Source organism: Streptomyces longisporus (assembly GCF_039532765.1).
Taxonomy (GTDB): domain Bacteria; phylum Actinomycetota; class Actinomycetes; order Streptomycetales; family Streptomycetaceae; genus Streptomyces; species Streptomyces longisporus.
This window is the reverse complement of the sequence record NZ_BAAASG010000019.1, coordinates 17472-34911: the sequence shown is the minus strand read 5'-3', so window position 1 is coordinate 34911 and position 17440 is coordinate 17472. Positions and strand designations below refer to the sequence as shown.

16 protein-coding genes are annotated in these 17440 nt (G+C 67.9%); 14 read left to right on the top strand and 2 right to left on the bottom strand.

The features are described from left to right. Window positions 1–33 precede the first annotated feature (33 nt). The 6 genes from ABD355_RS35600 to ABD355_RS35575 all read left to right on the top strand — a co-directional run bounded on the left by ABD355_RS35600 (window position 34) and on the right by ABD355_RS35575 (window position 3879). A complete protein-coding gene (locus ABD355_RS35600; RefSeq protein WP_344405101.1) occupies window positions 34–720 on the top strand; it encodes a hypothetical protein in 687 nt (228 codons plus the stop codon). Window positions 721–906: 186 nt separating this feature from the next. Further along, window positions 907–1320 (top strand): head decoration protein, encoded by a 414-nt coding sequence (locus tag ABD355_RS35595; RefSeq protein WP_344405100.1) that lies wholly within the window; start codon window positions 907–909, stop codon window positions 1318–1320. Between the two features lie 14 nt (window positions 1321–1334). Continuing rightward, window positions 1335–2378: a major capsid protein gene (locus ABD355_RS35590; RefSeq protein WP_344405098.1), complete on the top strand. Its 1044-nt coding sequence runs from the start codon at window positions 1335–1337 to the stop codon at window positions 2376–2378. Between the two features lie 12 nt (window positions 2379–2390). After that, entirely contained in the window at window positions 2391–2657 is a 267-nt protein-coding gene (locus tag ABD355_RS35585; RefSeq protein WP_344405097.1) for a hypothetical protein, read from the top strand. Window positions 2658–2730: 73 nt separating this feature from the next. Next, the gene (locus ABD355_RS35580; RefSeq protein ID WP_344405096.1) at window positions 2731–3057 is read left to right on the top strand and encodes a hypothetical protein; all 327 of its coding nucleotides are present in this window, start codon (window positions 2731–2733) and stop codon (window positions 3055–3057) included. Window positions 3058–3063: 6 nt separating this feature from the next. Then, entirely contained in the window at window positions 3064–3879 is an 816-nt protein-coding gene (locus tag ABD355_RS35575) for a hypothetical protein (protein ID WP_344405095.1), read from the top strand. A gap of 71 nt (window positions 3880–3950) precedes the next feature. Here the strand turns inward: ABD355_RS35575 and ABD355_RS35570 are convergent, their stop codons facing one another. After that, window positions 3951–4967: a DUF6236 family protein gene (locus tag ABD355_RS35570; protein WP_344405093.1), complete on the bottom strand. Its 1017-nt coding sequence runs from the start codon at window positions 4965–4967 to the stop codon at window positions 3951–3953. Window positions 4968–5246: 279 nt separating this feature from the next. Here ABD355_RS35570 and ABD355_RS35565 point away from each other — a divergent pair, with 279 nt between their 5' ends. After that, a complete protein-coding gene (locus ABD355_RS35565) occupies window positions 5247–6263 on the top strand; it encodes an NAD-dependent epimerase/dehydratase family protein (protein WP_344405091.1) in 1017 nt (338 codons plus the stop codon). Between the two features lies 1 nt (window position 6264). Here the strand turns inward: ABD355_RS35565 and ABD355_RS35560 are convergent, their stop codons facing one another. Continuing rightward, entirely contained in the window at window positions 6265–7593 is a 1329-nt protein-coding gene (locus ABD355_RS35560) for an NsdA family TPR-like regulatory protein (RefSeq protein WP_344405090.1), read from the bottom strand. A gap of 584 nt (window positions 7594–8177) precedes the next feature. Here ABD355_RS35560 and ABD355_RS35555 point away from each other — a divergent pair. The 7 genes from ABD355_RS35555 (at window position 8178) to ABD355_RS35525 (ending at window position 17440) form a co-directional block, all read left to right on the top strand. Continuing rightward, on the top strand, window positions 8178–8411 hold the full coding sequence (locus ABD355_RS35555; RefSeq protein WP_344405088.1) for a hypothetical protein: 234 nt from the start codon (window positions 8178–8180) through the stop codon (window positions 8409–8411). Between the two features lie 177 nt (window positions 8412–8588). Next, a complete protein-coding gene (locus ABD355_RS35550; RefSeq protein WP_344405087.1) occupies window positions 8589–9611 on the top strand; it encodes a hypothetical protein in 1023 nt (340 codons plus the stop codon). 76 nt (window positions 9612–9687) lie between these two features. Continuing rightward, window positions 9688–11199, top strand: coding sequence for an amino acid permease (locus tag ABD355_RS35545; protein ID WP_344405086.1), 1512 nt, complete (start codon window positions 9688–9690; stop codon window positions 11197–11199). Then, window positions 11199–12590, top strand: coding sequence for a glutamine synthetase family protein (locus tag ABD355_RS35540; protein ID WP_344405085.1), 1392 nt, complete (start codon window positions 11199–11201; stop codon window positions 12588–12590). Before ABD355_RS35545 ends, ABD355_RS35540 begins: the two co-directional genes overlap by 1 nt. 256 nt (window positions 12591–12846) lie before the next feature. Then, entirely contained in the window at window positions 12847–13020 is a 174-nt protein-coding gene (locus ABD355_RS35535) for an FxLD family lanthipeptide (RefSeq protein ID WP_344405084.1), read from the top strand. Window positions 13021–13106: 86 nt separating this feature from the next. Beyond that, entirely contained in the window at window positions 13107–16178 is a 3072-nt protein-coding gene (locus ABD355_RS35530; protein ID WP_344405083.1) for a lantibiotic dehydratase, read from the top strand. Then, window positions 16175–17440, top strand: a complete 1266-nt coding sequence (locus ABD355_RS35525; protein WP_344405082.1) for a lanthionine synthetase C family protein — start codon at window positions 16175–16177, stop codon at window positions 17438–17440. Before ABD355_RS35530 ends, ABD355_RS35525 begins: the two co-directional genes overlap by 4 nt.

Below are 17440 nucleotides of genomic sequence, written 5' to 3'. Positions count from 1 at the left end.
GGGGGCGCTGGAGACCACTGGGATGGTTCACGCATGACGCGCCGTTCTCTGCCTTCACCGTTCGCGCCGGTTGGGTACCGCCGTGACGGCCGACCGATCTTCCCCTTGCTCGGCGCCTCCCCCGACGACGACTCCAACATGCTGAACGATGACGGCGGCGCTCCGAGCGGCAGCGTTTCGCAGGAAGACCTGTCGCGGCTGCTGGCCCGCGAGAAGACCCAGGGCGGACGGGCCGCCGTGAAGAAACTGCTCGGCGACCTCGGGTTCGACAGCTCCGAGGCATTGACTGAGTTCATCACGACGAAGCGAGACGCAGACCAGGCCGCGCTGACCGAGGTCGAACGCCGCGAGCAGGCCGCCGAGGAGAAGCTGAGGTCAGCCGAGATACGCGAGGCGCAGGCCCTGGCCAAGGAGCGTGTCGCCATCCGGCGCGCAGCCCTCGGAGGACTTGGCGCAGCCGGGGACGACCTTGATGACGCAGTGCTCCTGATCGACCGTGCTCTTCACGACCAGCCCGACGCCGACGAGGCGGCTGTCGTTGCTGCCGCTGAGCAACTGAAGGAGCGACGCCCCGAGTTGTTCGGCCAGGCCCGGGAGACCGTGCCGCCTGCTCCGGGCGGATCTCCCGCCGGCGGCCCGCCGACGCGTGGAGGCATTCCACCCCGGCGCGGAGCGGCGGGGCTCGAAATGGCCCGGCGGCGAGGGCTCATCAGCGACTGACCAGGTCCACGAGACATGGCCGTGGGACCACGCCCCTCAAACCGTGGACGCCCTTCCGGAAGCCGGTCGGGCTGATCAGGGACCACGCCCTGGCGCGGCTCGGCCGTCGTCATTTCGTGGACACCGCCCCTTGCAGCTCGCGCCGGGTGCGGGAGGAACCCGATCCGCACCCACGAGGGAGACATCGTGAGCGACTACCAGGTCCTCACCACTGTCACGACGGTCACCGACGACCGGACGTGGCTCGCTTCGCTGGACGGCGTCCACGAAGCCCAGACGATCACTGTCGACACCAGCAAGCTGGCGGCAGGCACCCATTACATGGCGGGCACGCTCAACCAGCCCCGCAACATCATCAAGTCCGGCGTCCCGCTGGGCAAGATCACCGCATCTGGTCTGTATGCCCCGTACAACTCCGGGGCCAGCGACGGTACCCAGATCCTTGGCGGATTCCTCGTTGCCGAGACCGCATTCACCCCCGGCTCCGCGAAGACCGCAGGCGCACTGCTGTGGCGCGGCGAGGTGTACGCGGCGAAGTTGCCCGTCGCCTTCGAGCCCCCGGCCGCCGCGAACACGACCGCATTCATCCACTACCGGTAAGGAGGCAGGCCCCTATGGCTCTTGAGAAGCTTCTTGAGGCGATCGTCCCTGAGGACATCCAGGCGTTCATCCGAGCGATCACCACGCCGGAGGACTACCTCCTCACGCGCGAGGTGTTCGCCGAGCGGAGCATCGACAACGTCAAGTTCCGCACAAAGAGCAGCAAGAGGCGCGTCAACGCGGCACGGTTCCGCGCGTGGGAAGCCGCGCCGGCGCTCGCGAAGCGGCGGGCCGAGCAGGTCATCAACGAGGGCATGCTGCCCTGGGTCGGCCAAGAGCTGCCGTTCTCCGAGCTCCAGATCATCCTGTCCGCCGTCGACCGTGGCCAGGACACGAGCGAGTTCCTCGACCTGTTGTATGACGACCTTGAGCAGCACGTGGAGGCCACGAAGGCCGCCATGGAGATCGCCGCCGGTCAGATGCTGTCCACCGGTGTGGTGGCGTTGCCCGGTGTGGCCCTGGACGTGGACTGGCGGGTGCCAGCTGCCAACCGGCCGGCGGTGGCGGTGCCGTGGTCCCAGTCGGGCACGGCCAGCCCGATCACGGACGAGCTGGCGTGGATCCAGTACCTGAAGAGCATCGGTGCGCCTCGCCCGGAGCGGGTCATCACCTCGGAGAAGGCGTTGTCCCTGCTCGGGTCCACGGCGGAGTACCGGGCCGCGTTCCACAACTCGCCGTCCACGGACCAAATCCCGACCGGGATGCTCGCGCCGGAGGAGGTCAATCGGGTCCGCGCCAAGTACAACCTGCCGCCCGTCAGCACCTACGACGTGCAGGTGTACGACAGCAGCGACAACCTGGTGCGCACGACCCCGGAGTCGCTGTGGGCGATGATCCCGCCGCGCCGCGAACAGTGGGGCGAGACCCAGTACGGTCTGACCGCCGAGGCGATCGAACTGCGCGGTAAGGGAGTCATCACTGGCGAGGAGGCCCCCGGCATCGTGATCACCACCCACGTGCAGACGCGCACCCCAGTCCAGCTGTCCACAATCTCCGCCGCTGCTGCGATGCCTGTGCTGTACGTGCCGGACATCCACATCGCCGCGACGGTCTTCTAAAGGGAGCTGACCATGGCGAAGTTGGTGCGCACGGTGTTCGTACGAGACCCGGAGCAGGGCCCGATCCGACTGGAAGCGGGGGAGGAGGTTCCCGGTCGGCTCGCCCTGCTCATCCCGAACCCAGCCGCTTGGTCAGGGGAGGCTCCCTCTGCGGAGGAGGACACCCCGAACCCGATCGGCGCGGACGGTGAGGCGGGAGAGACGCCACCCGTGGCGGAGCTGGAGCCCGCCAAGACCCCGAGACGACGCGCCGCGAAGACGGCTGACGCAGGTGCGTAGGTAGCGGCACATCACCGGTGAGGCTCGGCACCGCCACGGTGCCGAGCCTCACCTCGTACGACAGGAGCATCTCGTGGACGTCGCTGTACGCGCCTGGCTGCTGGCGCAGCTCGGCCCCACCACTGACACCTCCGACCTGGACGCACGCTACGCGCGGCTGACCTCCGCTCGCGCAGTCGCGAACGAGGTCTTGGCCGAGCGGCGCGCGAAGCTGCTCGCCGACCCGCTGCGTATGACCGTGGACGGCGTGGTCACCTTGGACCAGAGCAACAACCTCGCAGGGCTCGAACGCCAGATCGCGGCGCTGGTGGACCTGGTCGCGCCGGACGAACTGGCCGCGGGAGAGGAAAGCACTGACCTCGTGACCGCGCCGCTGGTGCGTACTCGCCGGCGCCGGTAGATCGGCATGCCGTACGAGTGGTCACCGCTGGTGCCCGGAGACCCGGACGAGATCGCGCGCCGCGTCGCGGCCGTACTCCAGGAAGCCTGGCAGCGACTCGCCGCCAAACAACGCGCTGTCCTCACCCAGTTCGCCGACAACCCGAGGACGCCGCACACCGTCGCGACGTTGGAGGAGTTCAAGCAAGCGATCCGCGACTTCCGTCAGCGCGTAGACCAGGAGGCCCGGCAGTTCGTCCAACGGCAGCTACCTCACCTGTACGCCGCTGGTGCACAATCCGTTGCCGAAGCCCTCGACGTGACCTTCACCTGGACCACCTTCCACCGCGATGCCCTACAGTCGCTCGCGGCCGACTCCTACGCTGATTTCCTGCGCCGCTCCCAGGAAGCCGAGCGAATGGCGAACCAGTTCTATCGGGCGGCACGAGAGGCAGCCCGCCGAGAGGTTCCACTGCTCGCGGCGGGCAATACGACGGCGAGGCAGGCCGCGAAGAATCTTGCGGCCAGACTCGCCGCTGAGCACAAGCTGACCCACGTCGTCTACCGCAACGGTGCGCGCGTCCCTGTCAGCGCCTGGGCCGAAGCCGCCACCCTCGCCAAGTCGGCCGTCGCCTACAACGCCGGCACCCTCAACCGCACCCGCCAGGCAGGCGTCGCGATGGTCGAAGTCTTTGATGGCCTCGACTGCGGCTGGACCACCCATCAGGACACCGACAAGGCCAACCGCACGGTGCGAACCGTCGAGGACGCGGCAGAATGGCCGATCTCCCATCCGCGCTGCCGGCGGGGGTTTGGTCCACGGCCGGATCTGAATTCCGTCTGAGGTATCAGGAAGTCACGGCCGCCGCTGTGGCGCGTGGCCGAGCTTCCCGTCCAAGACAGCGTCAATCAGAATCAGGACAGGGTGGTTTGGACGCGATGGAGGTAGGCAAAGTCATGCTCCCTACTTGCCTTTCTCAGCGGGCGGATCTCCCGGGTGGCGACGTTGATCCCGTAGCTGCCGAGTATGGCCATCAGCCAGTTGAGATCCGCTGTCAGGTAAGCACCCACGGCCCCGGCGCCGACGGCGGCGGTGACGGTGATACCTCGGTTCAGCCACGCCATACGGCTGCTCTTCACCGCCCCGCGGTAGTCCTCGACCGCCCGAGTCAACTCTTTTCTCAGTTGGGCCAGTACCTCGGCGGGATGGTCGTAGTCGCGGCGCAGATCTCCGAGCAGGCAATGCAGGGCCCGCATCAGACGGATTCGTTCGTCCTCGTAGGTCTCGCGGAAGTTGAGTACGTCGGCGGTCGACGTCCCCGGGGCGGGCACTGGCAGCAGCTTGCCGAGTTCCATCTCCCAGGCCGGGGTTCGTTCCTGCCCAACGGGCACCAGCGCCCACCGGTATGCGTCCTCGATGCTTGTGTAAGGCACGTAGGCGACTTCACGTTGGCTGGCGGCGAAGTCACGTACCATGGCACTGACCACTGGGTCCCACACTGCCCTGGGCACGGCCAGCCTCCACCTGCCTAACCTCCCGGGAACTCGGTGGGCCAGATGCAGGTCGATCAGAGTCCGCTCCAGCTCGGACGGCATCTTGGATGGGTAGACGAACGCGAGGTGCCCATCGGAGATGCGTCCTTGCTGGTACAGGCGTTCAAGCGTCGCTAGCTGTTCCTCCAGCAGCCTGGAGATCTGACCGCCACGCAAGACGCTCGAGTACTGCTGCCTGTCGAACACCTCTCTGGAATCCAAGGTGAGCGGCGTGTACAACTCTCGGGACCGCAGATCCTCCAGCTCTGCCGAAATCGCAGATCCGTAGATATTGGGATCACGGGGCACGATCGAGGCGATGCCGTCCCAGTAGAGCAGTGCTTGGTGGATGACCTCCGTGGGTGGTTTCACCCGCGGGTACGAGAGCAAAACGGCCATACGATCTCCCCGAGGCCGAACCTGCCACTTCCACTAGGTAGTTCACCGTAGCGCGCGATGGCCTGTGTGTACCGGTTTCGAAGCCGGCCGGAGCGAACCGTAATCATTTGATCAAGATCCACTTTTGTGCGTGCATTGCCGTACATGCGCGTCGCCTTGGCCGAACGGCGATGCTGCGGGCCTCGCCGATTACATCAGCCGCACCTTCCTGTCCATCGCAATGGCGACCCGTAGCCCCCGGGCTGTCGTTCACTCCGCTCACCCGGCAGGATCAGGCGCATGAGGATTCTGGTTATCGGCGGCACGTGGTTCCTGGGCAAGAACATCGCAGAAGGCGCTCTCGAACGGGGGTGGTCTGTCAGCACCTTCAACCGCGGGCGCTCCGGCCGAGACGTTGAAGGTGCCGAACCCGTCCACGGTGACCGCACAGTCCGCGAGGACCTGCAGCGCCTCGCCCAGCACGGGCCGTGGGACGCGGTTGTCGACACATCCAGTTCCGAACTCGCACCCCGAGACGTCCTGTTGTCCACGACCGCCCTCCGGGACGTGGCCCGGCGTTGGGTGCACATCTCGACCGTGTCCGTCTACGAAGGCTGGCCGCACCAGCCACTTACCGACACCTCGCCGCTGCTGGAATGCCCGGCGGACGCCGACGAGACGTACGGGTACACGGGTGAGGACGGCAGCCCCACGATCTACGGATTCCAGAAGGCCGGCGGCGAGCGAGCCGTGACTCAGGTCTTCGGCGACCGCGCGGTGTTCCTCAGGCCGGGCGTGATCCTCGGCCCCGGCGAGTACGTCGGTCGGCTGCCCTGGTGGCTGAACCGGGCCAAGCGCGGTGGACGGATCCTTGCTCCCGAGCCGAGCAGCCAGCGCATCCAGCCGGTCGACGTCCGCGACGTCGCCGAGTTCGCTCTCGACCAGGCTGCGAGCGGCACTAGCGGCGGCTACAACGTCGCCCACCCCGACGGGCTCGCGTTCGGCGACTTCCTCGCCGAGTGCCTGTCGGTCACCGGCGGCGCCGGGAAACCGGTATGGACGGCGCCGGACGTGCTGATCGAGCAGAGCGTCAAGCAATGGACGGAAATGCCGCTGTGGCGCACGCACGCCGGCGTGTGGTCAGTCGATGCAAGCCGCGCGGTCGCCGCAGGCCTGCGATGCCGGCCGATTGTTGACACCATCAGGGACACGTGGGCCTGGCTGGAGGCGGATGGGCGTCCCGTGGACCATCCGAGGTGGGCGGACCACGGGATCGCCCCGGAGAAGGAGGCGAAGATCCTCGCCTCCTTGGCCTGACTCAGGCCTCCAGTTGCAGCAGCGCGGAACGGCTGCTGAGCTGGTGGTTGCTGGCGGTGCGCGTGAACTCCTCGACCTGCTCACGCAGTTGCCGAGGCAGTGCGGCTCCCCGAAACGGTTGCTGCGTGAGGAAGTGCTGAATCTGGCCAGCGCGGTTGAGGATCCCGGTCACGCGCTGGTCGGCCGGGATGTCCCACACGGCCACCAGGGCGGCCGCCGCGCCCTCGACGTCGTTCGCGAGGAGCCGGGCCATGGCCAAGTCGGCTGAGGCGCTTCCGAGAACGTGAGCCGAACGTGCGTCCTGCGGTCGGTGGTTGTGCAAGGTGAGGGCGCGCTGCGCGGACTGCTCTGCGTGCTCGCCGTCGTGGACGAGGAGCGCCGTGGAGCTGCTTGACATGGCGAGGCGCTCCGGCGGAAAGCCGAATTCTCCGCCGACCACATCGTGGAGGTCATCGCGTGCGCTGCTCTCGGCCTCCTCGGAGAGCCGCAGCGTCCGGAGCGCGGATTCGACGTCGCCGAGATAGCCGTGTGCGCGTGCTTCGATCGCGAGGAGACGCCGACGGCCGACGTCGCCGAGGCCTCCGTAGGTCTGGGCGCGCTGCGCCTTGATTACGGCCTCGCCAGGCATCCCGGTGTAGTACGAGATGTAGGCGAGGATGCCGTCGGCGTACGCCTGCAACGCCTCGAATCGGGCGCTCTCGCCGTACAAGTGGGCGGTACGAGCCAGGCGGCGGGCGCCGTCGAACGCGCCGAGGTTGAAGGCCGACGCCGCAAGCAGGGCGACTGTCTGCCCGGTGAGCTCGAGCAGTCGCTGTTGTTGGGTTGGGATCTGCGTTCGGTCTCGCAGGTCTTGAAGCTCCTCCTGGAGCTGCCGACCGCGTCGGAAGGCCTCAAGCGGCGGGATCGAGGCGTACTCGCGTGCGAGGGATGCCACATCGTCGGTGAACTGGTCAAGGCTGGTGTCGGAGACGGACGCTGCGGCGGTCGCGCTGGCGTTGTCTTGTGCGTCGCGTGCGGTCATGTTGATCACGTGCTCCAGGTTGAACGCGGGTACCTCGGGATCTGCGGGCAAAGGCGGAGGTGCAAACAGGTCTGCCATGTTTCGACCTGTCATAGCCTTCAGCACGCGACGGGTGTCCGGAGACAGCGAATCGGGCCTGACCTGGCCCTTTCTCCAGCGACGGACAGTACGCTCGCTGCACGTCGGGTTGTTGACGCCCTTCCGAACGACCTCGTCGGCCGTTGTGTCGAACAGTGCGATGAACTCGGGGACGCCCAAGTCGTGCTCGTCGCACCACTGCTTGAGCAGCGTTTCGGCATGTGCACTCACGTCGTCCCCCAGTCGTCGAGCATGGCCCGTCGGCGGCTCGCCTGCGGATCGATCCCTTCGCTGGAAGAGGACCCCGGCGCCATCGTCTAGTGCAACACATGCCCAGTGAATGGCACTTGACTGACCGCCAGGTGGCCGGTGGCCGCCAGACGGCCGTGCAGGTGGCACCCCGCTGACATGGTGGTGGCACCCCATCCAGGACCACGCTGATCAGCACCCTCGCTGAGAGTGCATGTCCAAGCACAGAGTCGTGGAAACAGAGGTCCCCCGTGACGCAAATGGTGAGCGCCGCCCTCGCCTTTCCCTTGGCGAACTCACGAGCAACTGAGGCTCCGTTCGTCGACGTTGACTCGGCGAGCTCTCGAGCAGGCGGTTCCGACACGCAACCGACTCCTGTCCGTCCGCAGGTCTGGACCCACAGCTGGTCGATGGAAGCGTGCGTCCCCAGGCTTGCTCGTCTGCACGCGCGTACGCGTCTCGGACTGATGGCCTGGTCGGGTCCGCAAGAGGCCGCCGTACGGGTCATCACGGAAGTCGTGCGGAATGCCGTCCAGCACGTCGGCGCAGGCAGGGTCACGCTGACCATGTCGGTTGACGAAGCCGACGTCCTACACGTCGACGTGACGGATCCGAGGCCCGCGGACCACGGCCTCGACGAAGCCCTCCTTGGGAGCGACGGCACGGGGATGGCCTTCGTGCGACAACTGGGCGGCCAGGTCAGCTGGTTCCCCGATGAGTCCGGCAGCGGGAAGACCATCCGGGTCCGCATGCAGCCTCGTGGACTCGACCACACGTTCCCGCGCATCGAGGCCCCCTGAGCGGCCGCCGGGCCGCAGCCGCCTACCTCCCCAAGGTCTGAGCCCGGCTGCCGTCCGGCGGTCTTCCACAATTCCCACAGCGTGAGGCTGCCGTGTCCCCCACTTCCTTATTACGCGGTCAGAGTGCCCCAGCCGTTCTGACTGCCGTCGCTTCTCTCGCACGGCGGGAGGGCACCGATGCCCGCCCATGACATGTCCCTGATTGTCGACCTGGCGGGCCGGGACGACGAACTGCGCTTGGCTCTGGACGATCTGCGCATGAACCGCTGGTTCGCCCTGCGGGATCTGCTACTGAAGGCCGGCGGCGACTGGCCGCTACGCACCGCGCGCAGCCAGGTCCTGGCAGTCGGAGCGGGTGATGGTGGTGCTGTCGCGGCCTGGCGCGAAGAGGAGCCACGCAACGCAGACGCACTGATGATGTGGGCGCGCGTACTGACGCGCCAGGCCGTCCGTGCCTTTCGTGAGGACAGAGAGGTCGGGTTGCTGCGTCGGGCAGCCGGTGTCGCGCGGGACGCCTGCTGGACGGCTTTGCGGACCTGGCCGGAGGACCCGGTGCCCTGGGTGTGCCTACTGGACCTGGCCAAACTGCCCATTGACGCCCGGCATTTGGACCCGTTCTTCAGGCAGCGCCACCACCGGTGGGGCCAAGCGCCGGAAATGGGTCTGTTTCCCGGGCCATGGCCCTTGCTCCACGAAGCGGACCTGCGAGATCCGGGCAATCGTGAGGCCTACCACCGCATGCGCGAGTACGTCGATGCGCATCTCTCCGGCGGCCTGGCCGTGGACTTTGCTCGGTGGGTGACCGCCGGAGCGTCGCAGGGCTCCGCGCTGCAGGTGCTGCCGTTGTACGCCTTCGTCGCGGAGTACCAGCGGCGGCACGGAAACGGCCAGGGTGGCGCCATCGCCTTCTGGGCCACCGAGCAGGTCAGGCACTACACGCGGAAGGCCCGGGACGACTGGTTCTACTGCATCCCGCCGACGGCTCGCTCACGGCTGTCGTTGTTGGACCTCAACCACCTGGCCTACGCGCTCGTTGCGTGCGGGGAGAGCGGGGCGAGCTGGGTGTTCGAGGCGATCGGTCCATATGCCACCAGCGCGCCGTGGGCGCAGGTGAGCGCAAGTCTGGGCCGGGACTGGCAGAACGAGTTCCGACGCATGCGCGACGCATCCCTCCGCCCGCGAAGGGGCCGCCGCTCATGAGCAGTCGGTCACCGCCGTTCGGTGAGCACGGATCATTTCCCCCGTTTCGTCCCCACGTCACCGCAGAGGAACTCTGGTGTTTGGAAGAACAACGGCTCCTTCGTTAGCGCACGACGACGCCGTCCTGGCCGAGCTCGGCATCAAGGCCGAACTCTCCCGCAAAATGGGTGTGTTCGGGAACTTCGCGATCAGCTTCTCCGTGATCTGCATCCTGGCCGGCGGTATGAGCCTGTTCGGCTTCGGCCTGAGCCACGGTGGGCCCGTGGTCATGCTGGGCAGCTGGGTCGTCATCGGCTTCATGACGCTGCTGGTCGGGGTGTCCCTGGCCGACGTCGTCTCCGCCTACCCCACCAGCGGCGGTCCGTATTTCATGGCTGACAGGCTGGGCGGTCCCCGCTGGGGCTGGACGACAGGCTGGCTGAACCTGCTCGGTCTGCTCGGCGCGATCGCCGGAATCGACTACGGCGCCGCCGCGTTCATCGGTGCTTTCGCCCAGCTGCAATGGGGCATGGAGCCGACCGACCACGCGACGATGGCCGTCTTCGGGGGCATCCTGCTGCTCCACGGTCTACTGAACGTCTGCGGCGTGCGTCTGGTCACCGTCCTGAACTCCATCTCGGTGTGGTGGCAGCTGCTCGGCGTCGCGATCATCGTCAGCACACTGGCTCTCGCCCCGGCCAAGCACCAGTCCGCGCACTTCGTCTTCACCCACTTCCACAACGACACCGGCTTCGCCAACCCGCTCTACGTCTGTCTCATCGGCGCCTTGCTGGCCGGCTACACCTTCTGCGGCTACGACGCCAGCGCCCACGTCGCCGAGGAGACCACCAAGGCGCAGACCTCGGCGCCGCGCGGAATCCTGCATGCCATCACGGTCTCGTGGATCGCCGGGTTCGTCCTGCTGGCGGGGATGCTGTTTGCCATCCAGGACTACAAAGCCACCCAGAACTCCGCCACAGGCGTGCCGCCCGCCCAGATCTTCCTCGACGTCCTGGGCGCTGGCGGAGCCAAGGCCATGCTGCTGATCGTCATCGTGGCCATGTTGTTCTGCGGCAATGCCGAGGTCGCCGCCGCAAGCCGGATGATCTACGCCTTCTCCCGCAGCCGTGCCCTGCCGTACTGGCAGACCTGGCGGAGCGTCAGCAGCCACACCAAGACCCCCGTCCCGGCCGTGTGGCTGGCCGTGGCGCTGCCGTTCGTGCTTGCTCTCCCGGCGCTGTGGTCGCCAGCCGCCTACGGCGCCATCACGGCGATCAACGCGGTCGGCATGATCCCCGCCTACGGCATCCCGGTCTACCTCGCCCTCCGAAAGGGCGACCACTACATGTCCGGCCCATGGTCGCTGGGCCGTTGGCGGCGCCCGATCGGCTGGATCGCCGTGGCGTACGTCGTGATCATCACCGGGGCCTTCTGCCTGCCCCAGTCCGCGCCGATCACCGCGGAATCCTTCAACTACGCGGGCGCGACGCTGGCCATCGCGCTGCTGCTGGCCTGGCTGACCTGGATCACCCGCGGCCGCCACGACTACCAACTCACAAGCCACAACAGTATGACCGCGGACCAGGCCGACATGGAGGAAGTCGTCTGATGAGCCACGACGAGCCGCTCACCGAACCAGGCCCCTGGCATGCGGGAACGGTTTCCCCGGCGGTGCTGAGGGAGTACATCGAGCGAGGGGAGATCACCACGGTCCGATTCGCCGTGCCGGACATGCAAGGCCGACCCAAGGGCAAGATCCTCAACGCCCCTGTCTTCGTGGAACGGATGAACTCCGAAGGGGAGATGTGCGCCTACGTCCTGGCCACCGACATCAACATGACCCCGCTCGACGGGTTCGATCTCACCGGTTGGCAGCAGGGTTATGGCGACCTCGGCGTGAAGGCCGACCTGAGCAGCATGCGCCTACTGCCCCACCAGCCCGGCGCCGCGCTCGTCATCGGTGACGCCTTCCACCACAACGGCACGCCTGTCGAGGTCGCCCCGCGCCACATGCTGCGCAACCAGCTGGAGCGCCTGGCCGACATTGGCTACCACGTGGCGGTCGGGACGGAGGTGGAGTTCCTGCTCTATCAGGGAAGTCCACAGGACGCGCACCAGGCGGGATACCAGAGTCTGCGCCCGACTTGGGCCCACAATCTCGACTACGCGCTGCAACACCCGCCAGAAGCCGCCGACTTCTTCCACCACCTCCACGAGGCTCTGTGTCACGCCGGCATCCCCGTCGAGGCGATCAAGACGGAGGGTGCCGCAGGCCAGGTCGAAGTGACCTTCGTCTACGGAGATGTGATGGCGGCATGCGACGCCTACACCGCCTTCCGGCTGATCGTCCAGGACCTCGCCGCACGGCGTAGCTTGACGCCCGCCTTCATGGCCGCACCCTCCACTGGCGTGAGCAGCGGGATGCACCTGCACCTGTCGCTGTGGTCCGCGCATGGCAACGCCTTCACCTACCACCGTGGCGAGGATCTGCCGCCGGTGATGGAACGGGCCATCGCGGGCCTCCTCTCCGGCATGCCGCACCTGGCACCGCTGTATGCCCCCACCACCAACTCATACAAGCGGTACGTCCCCCACACCTTCGCCCCCACCCGCTACACCTGGGGCTTCGACAACCGCGGCTGCGCCATCCGCATCACCGGCGTCGGAGAGAGCGCCCATCTGGAGATCCGCCTGCCCGGCGCCGACGCCAACCCGTACCTCGCGCTGACTGCCGCACGCGCCGCCATCGTCCACGGCATCCAGGACCGCCCTGACCTCCCGCCACCATGCGAGGGCGACCCGTACACGGCAACCGATGCGGCACCCGTACCGGCCGATCTCGCTGAGGCCGTCGCCGACTTCGACGGCCACAAGATCGCGCACGACGCGCTCGGTGAGACCGTCCTGCGGCACTACTCCCGTGCGGCCCAGGCCGAGATCGCCTGGCAGCGCGCTCAGGTAACCGACGTCGAGCGAGAGAGAGGGCTTGGCCGTGCCTGAGCCACCGATCGTCCGTAGTACCCCAGACAGTCCGTGATCAGGGAAACGACGATCCGCGCTGTCTGGCAGCAGGGCTGCCGGGCTGGCAACTGAGCTCCGTCCCGAAAAGCGGTCCCGTCCCCTTCTTGATCGGGACACGGACCTCGGGCCGGTGGCCGGGAAGCGCCCTATGACGCAGCGACATCAACACGCTCGACACGCGCTGACCCGGTCGTACAACCCTCCGCAATTCACCTTCAAGGAAAGGGAGTTGGAAATGAGTCCCCGTATCGAGCACAGCACGAAGGCGACCCAACCGACCGCCGCGACGCCGGACAGCTTCGACCTCGACGTCAGTCTGGTCGAGGTCGCCGATGTCGCCGGCTTGATCAACCTGACGGATGACGGCTGCGGCGAGACCTGCGGCGCCTGCACCACCAACGTGGCCTGACCCAAGGCGCACATCAGTACAGGCCGGTGCCATCGCACCTCGCACGGCGAGGGCACCGGCCGCCCTTCTGGACCACGGAGGTTGTGATGGTTTCGAGCACCGGTTTCCGCGCCGGTAAGGCGGCCCTTGTCCGTGCAGTTGCCCGGCCGGAGCTTCCTCTTTCGCCGTGCCCTGACCTTGATGACCCCTCGCCCCGCGGCGCGAATACGCGGCTCGCGTGGCTGCGGGAAGCATGTTCCGACGAGGACCTTGCAGAGGCCCTGGAGCACGCCAGCCCTGTGCTTGCCTCCCAGGTCCGCACCCTGTGCTCATCCGACAATCCGGCCACGCGCGACGTACGTCGTGCGGTCACTTCCGTGGCCCGCTATCTGCTGCGCGCCGAGCATCGGGCGACTCCTTTCGGATTGTTCGCCGGCGTAACGACAGCGGCTCTCGGCTCCAGGGCGGCCACGGTGTGGGGTGCAGATCATGTCGCGATCGGCCGGGCGAGCGCAGAATGGCTGGCGGCCGCTATCGAGCGGCTGGAGTCGTGCCCGGACCTACTCGGGCGCCTGCCGGTGGTGCTGAACAGCGCCGTGGCGGAACGCGGAGATCGGCTCGTCGTGCCGTACAAGCCCGACACCCATGATGACCCGCGACACGCGGTAGAGGCGTCCATCGGCCTGTCCGCGCCGGTGCGCCTGGTCCTGGACGCCGCACGATCACCGGTCCGCGCCGGAGACCTTGCCGACAAGCTGGTCTCAGAGTTCCCCCACGGAGGGGCGGAGAAGGCACTTCAGCTCGTGCAGGAGTTGATGCGACACCAGGTTCTGATCTCCGGCCTGCACGCGCCAAGCACCGAGACTGATGCACTGGAGTACCTGCTGCGAAGCCTTGATGCGATTCACGCCGAGACCGTGCCATCGGTCGCCGCCACCGTCGGAGAACTCCGCGCAGTGCAGGTCGACTTGCGAAAATGTGACTCCCGTAGCGGCCGGGCCGGCACGGCGGCGCGGATGCGGGCCCTGGTTCCCGAGGTTCGCCGCCATCCGCTCGCTCTTGATCTCCGGCTCGACGCCCAGGTCGCTCTTCCCGAGTCCGTCGCACGCGAGGTCGAGCGTGCTGCCTGGATGATGACCCGGGTCAGCCCCCTCCCGTACGGGACCGCGGCCTGGAAGGCGTATCAGCGGCGGTTCTACGAGCGGTACGGCATCGGCACGATGGTGCCCCTCAAGGAAGTTCTGGCCGATAGCGGCACCGGTTTCCCAGACGGCTACCCCGGCACGTCAGCAGATGTGCACCGTCGCCGGACCTCCGTGCGAGACGACACCTTGGTCGCCCTGGCGCAGGCCGCCGTGCTGGACGGCCGTGATGAAGTGGTCCTCACCGATGAACTGATCTCCGCGATGGATATCGGGCCCGAGCAGCCCCGGGTTCCGCCGCACGTGGAGATCGGGGTCCGCGTGCACGCAGCCAGCGCCGTCGACTTGCAGAGCGGGCGGTTCCGGCTGGAGATCGTGAGCGTGTCCAGGGGCGTCGGCGTCACCTCGGGCAGATTCCTCAGCGTGCTCTCTCCAGCGGACCGTACCGCCCTGGAGACGGAGCTGGCCGACCTGCCGGCGGCGGACGGCGCAACCGTGCCTGCTCAGCTGTCCTTTCCACCGCTGTTGCCGACGAGTGCCCATGTCACCCGCACCCCACAAATCCTGCCCACCGTGATCAGCGTTCAGGAACACCGAACTCGCGACGAAGGTGTCCTCACGCCCGACGACCTTGCGGTGGCGTGCGACGGCCGCCGCATGTACCTGGCCGCCCCCCAGCGCGGGCACCGGATCGAAGCCGTCGGCATGCACGCGCTGAACCTCGCGACGCACACCCCGCCGCTGGTGCGATTCCTCACCGAACTGTCCCGCGCTCAGTGCGCCCAGGTCACCGTCTTCGACTGGGGCGCGGCCTCGGCCATGCCGTTCCTGCCCCGACTGCGATATGGGCGCACCGTACTCGCCCCCGCGCGGTGGCGACTGGAGCCCGCAGAGCTGCCCGCACGCAACCGCCTGCAGAGCGAATGGGACGCGGCGCTGGAGGACTGGCGGATCCGACGGCGAATGCCGCAACGGGTCTTCCTCGCCGAGGACGACCGTCGCCTGCTCCTCGACCTGGACCAGGCCGGGCACCGCTGCCTGCTGCGCCAGCACCTGAACCGTGCCCGACCCGCGCACCTCGTTGAAGCCCCGAGCCGCGACGCCTACGGATGGTGCGGCGATCGCGCCCACGAGGTGATCGTGCCCCTCAAGGCGACGCGGCCACCAGCATGGCCACCGCTGCCCACCCCCACCTCAGCACGCGTACTTTCCCTGGCACAGACACAGACCCCGGGCGTCTCCTCCTTGCTGCTCGCCACCCTGTACGGCGACGTACGGCGCCAGGACCTCCTCCTGGCCCAGCACATCCCCGACCTGATGAACCAACTCGGCGCTCCGCCCTGGTGGTTCATCCGCTTCCGAGATCCTGACCAACACCTGCGCATCAGGATCGCCCTGCCCGACCCCGCTGCCTTCGCCAGGACTGTCCGCACGATCAGCACCTGGGCCGACGAACTGCGCGCTATGGGGCTGCTGTCGGACTTGCGCTACCCCACCTCCTACCGCGAGATGGGCCGTTGGGGCTCCGGAACCGCCTGGGACGCAGCCGAGGAGGTGTTCCGGGCCGACTCGCGCGCCGTCGTCACCCAGCTCCGCCTGCCGGGGCGTCCCCACCAGCGCACCCTGGTGGCCGCGCACAGCATCGCCATCGCCAGCGCGTTCCTCGGCAGCACCGAGGCCGCCACGCGCTGGCTGATCAACCACATTCCGCGCACGGCGCCCTCATCGGTTCCCCGCGCTCAACTGAAGGAGACAGTCAGGTTGTCCGACCCGTCCGGCAACTGGGCGGCCCTGCGCAGTACGCCCGGGGGAGCGGCCACAGTGGAGGCGTGGGCCGACCGGGAGTCGGCCTTGGCGGCCTACCGAACCCATCTCCCCAGTCCGGACACCCAGGGCATCGCCGAGGACGACGTCCTCTCCTCGCTGCTGCACGTCCACTTCGTACGCCATGTCGCGGTCGACTTCCCCGAGGAAGCGATCTGCCTGTACCTCACGCGCGCCGCCGCCATGGCCTGGATGTCCCGGAGGACACGGTGACCGACCCGATCACGCTCAAGGTGGCCGAAGCCGTCGCCGATCTGCTGGCCGACCCGGCCACCGACCTGCCGGGCCCAAACGGCGCACCCTCACGCCAGCACCTCGCGTACGGGCCGACCGGGCTCGCGCTGCTGCACATCGAGCGGGCCGCAGCCGGCCTGGGCCCATGGCATCGCGCCCACGACTGGCTCAACGCAGCCGCACAATCCCCTCTCACCAGCGGCTCGGACAGCCACCCCTTCTACGGGGCACCTGCCCTCGCGCATGCCATGGCTTGCGCCGCCGACCACTCAGCCGGCGCCTACCAGCGAGCACTGAGCCTGATCGAGAGCCAACTGGCCATGGACATCCGCCGCAGGCTGGACGCCGCGCACCGCCGCATCGACGCCGGACACCTACCGCAACTGGCCGAGTTCGACACGATCCGGGGCCTGACCGGCTACGGGGCCCACTTCCTGCGCCGCGACCCCGCCGGTGCCGAAGTGCGCGCCATCCTCGACTACTGCGTACGCCTCACCCAACCGGTCACGCACAACGGCGAGATCTTGCCCGGCTGGTGGACACCGACCGGCCCCTCCGGGCGAGCGGACAGCCGGTTTCCGGACGGGCACGGCAACACCGGCATGGCTCACGGAATTGGCGGGGTCCTCGCCCTCCTGGCGCTCGCCGCCCATCGCGGCACCACTGTCGGTGATCACCATGAAGCCCTGCGCACTATCCTGGCCTGGCTGGACCGCTGGCAAGAGGAAACCAACCGGGGCCCCATCTGGCCGTACTGGATCACGCGAGACGAACTGCGGACCGGTCTCCTTGAACCGTCCGTGCCCGGGCGACCGTCATGGTGCTACGGCACCGCGGGACTGGCCCGCGCCCAGCAACTTGCCGCTCTCGCCCTCGGTGACACCGGCCGCCAGGTCGAAGCCGAGAACGCACTCGTGGCAGCACTCACAGACCCCGCCCAGCTCAAAGCCACCACGGACAACGGCTTGTGCCACGGCTTCGCCGGTCTCGCCCACATCGCCGCCCGCACCGCCGAGGACGCGCACCCTTCGACCGCAGGCCTTCTGCGCGCAGCGATCCCCGCCCTCCTGACCCTCCTCTGCAAGCCAGGAACCGATCCGGACGATGCCGCCACGGCGATCGTCAACGAAGCCGGGCACGGCTTCCTCAACGGCGCCGCCGGCATCGCCCTGGCGCTCATGGTCCCCGCGACCGAGGCTCCGCCCCGAACCTCCTGGGACGCCTGCCTGCTCATCGCCTGA

What these genes read in the sequence shown, in the direction of transcription:
- ABD355_RS35530 (WP_344405083.1), top strand. Translation starts at nt 13,107, where the DNA reads ATGGTTTCGAGCACCGGTTTCCGCGCCGGTAAGGCGGCCCTTGTCCGT.
- ABD355_RS35540 (WP_344405085.1), top strand. Translation starts at nt 11,199, where the DNA reads ATGAGCCACGACGAGCCGCTCACCGAACCAGGCCCCTGGCATGCGGGA.
- ABD355_RS35565 (WP_344405091.1), top strand. Translation starts at nt 5,247, where the DNA reads ATGAGGATTCTGGTTATCGGCGGCACGTGGTTCCTGGGCAAGAACATC.
- ABD355_RS35550 (WP_344405087.1), top strand. Translation starts at nt 8,589, where the DNA reads ATGCCCGCCCATGACATGTCCCTGATTGTCGACCTGGCGGGCCGGGAC.
- ABD355_RS35555 (WP_344405088.1), top strand. Translation starts at nt 8,178, where the DNA reads ATGTCGGTTGACGAAGCCGACGTCCTACACGTCGACGTGACGGATCCG.
- ABD355_RS35600 (WP_344405101.1), top strand. Translation starts at nt 34, where the DNA reads ATGACGCGCCGTTCTCTGCCTTCACCGTTCGCGCCGGTTGGGTACCGC.
- ABD355_RS35590 (WP_344405098.1), top strand. Translation starts at nt 1,335, where the DNA reads ATGGCTCTTGAGAAGCTTCTTGAGGCGATCGTCCCTGAGGACATCCAG.
- ABD355_RS35585 (WP_344405097.1), top strand. Translation starts at nt 2,391, where the DNA reads ATGGCGAAGTTGGTGCGCACGGTGTTCGTACGAGACCCGGAGCAGGGC.
- ABD355_RS35570 (WP_344405093.1), bottom strand. Translation starts at nt 4,967, where the DNA reads ATGGCCGTTTTGCTCTCGTACCCGCGGGTGAAACCACCCACGGAGGTC.
- ABD355_RS35535 (WP_344405084.1), top strand. Translation starts at nt 12,847, where the DNA reads ATGAGTCCCCGTATCGAGCACAGCACGAAGGCGACCCAACCGACCGCC.
- ABD355_RS35575 (WP_344405095.1), top strand. Translation starts at nt 3,064, where the DNA reads ATGCCGTACGAGTGGTCACCGCTGGTGCCCGGAGACCCGGACGAGATC.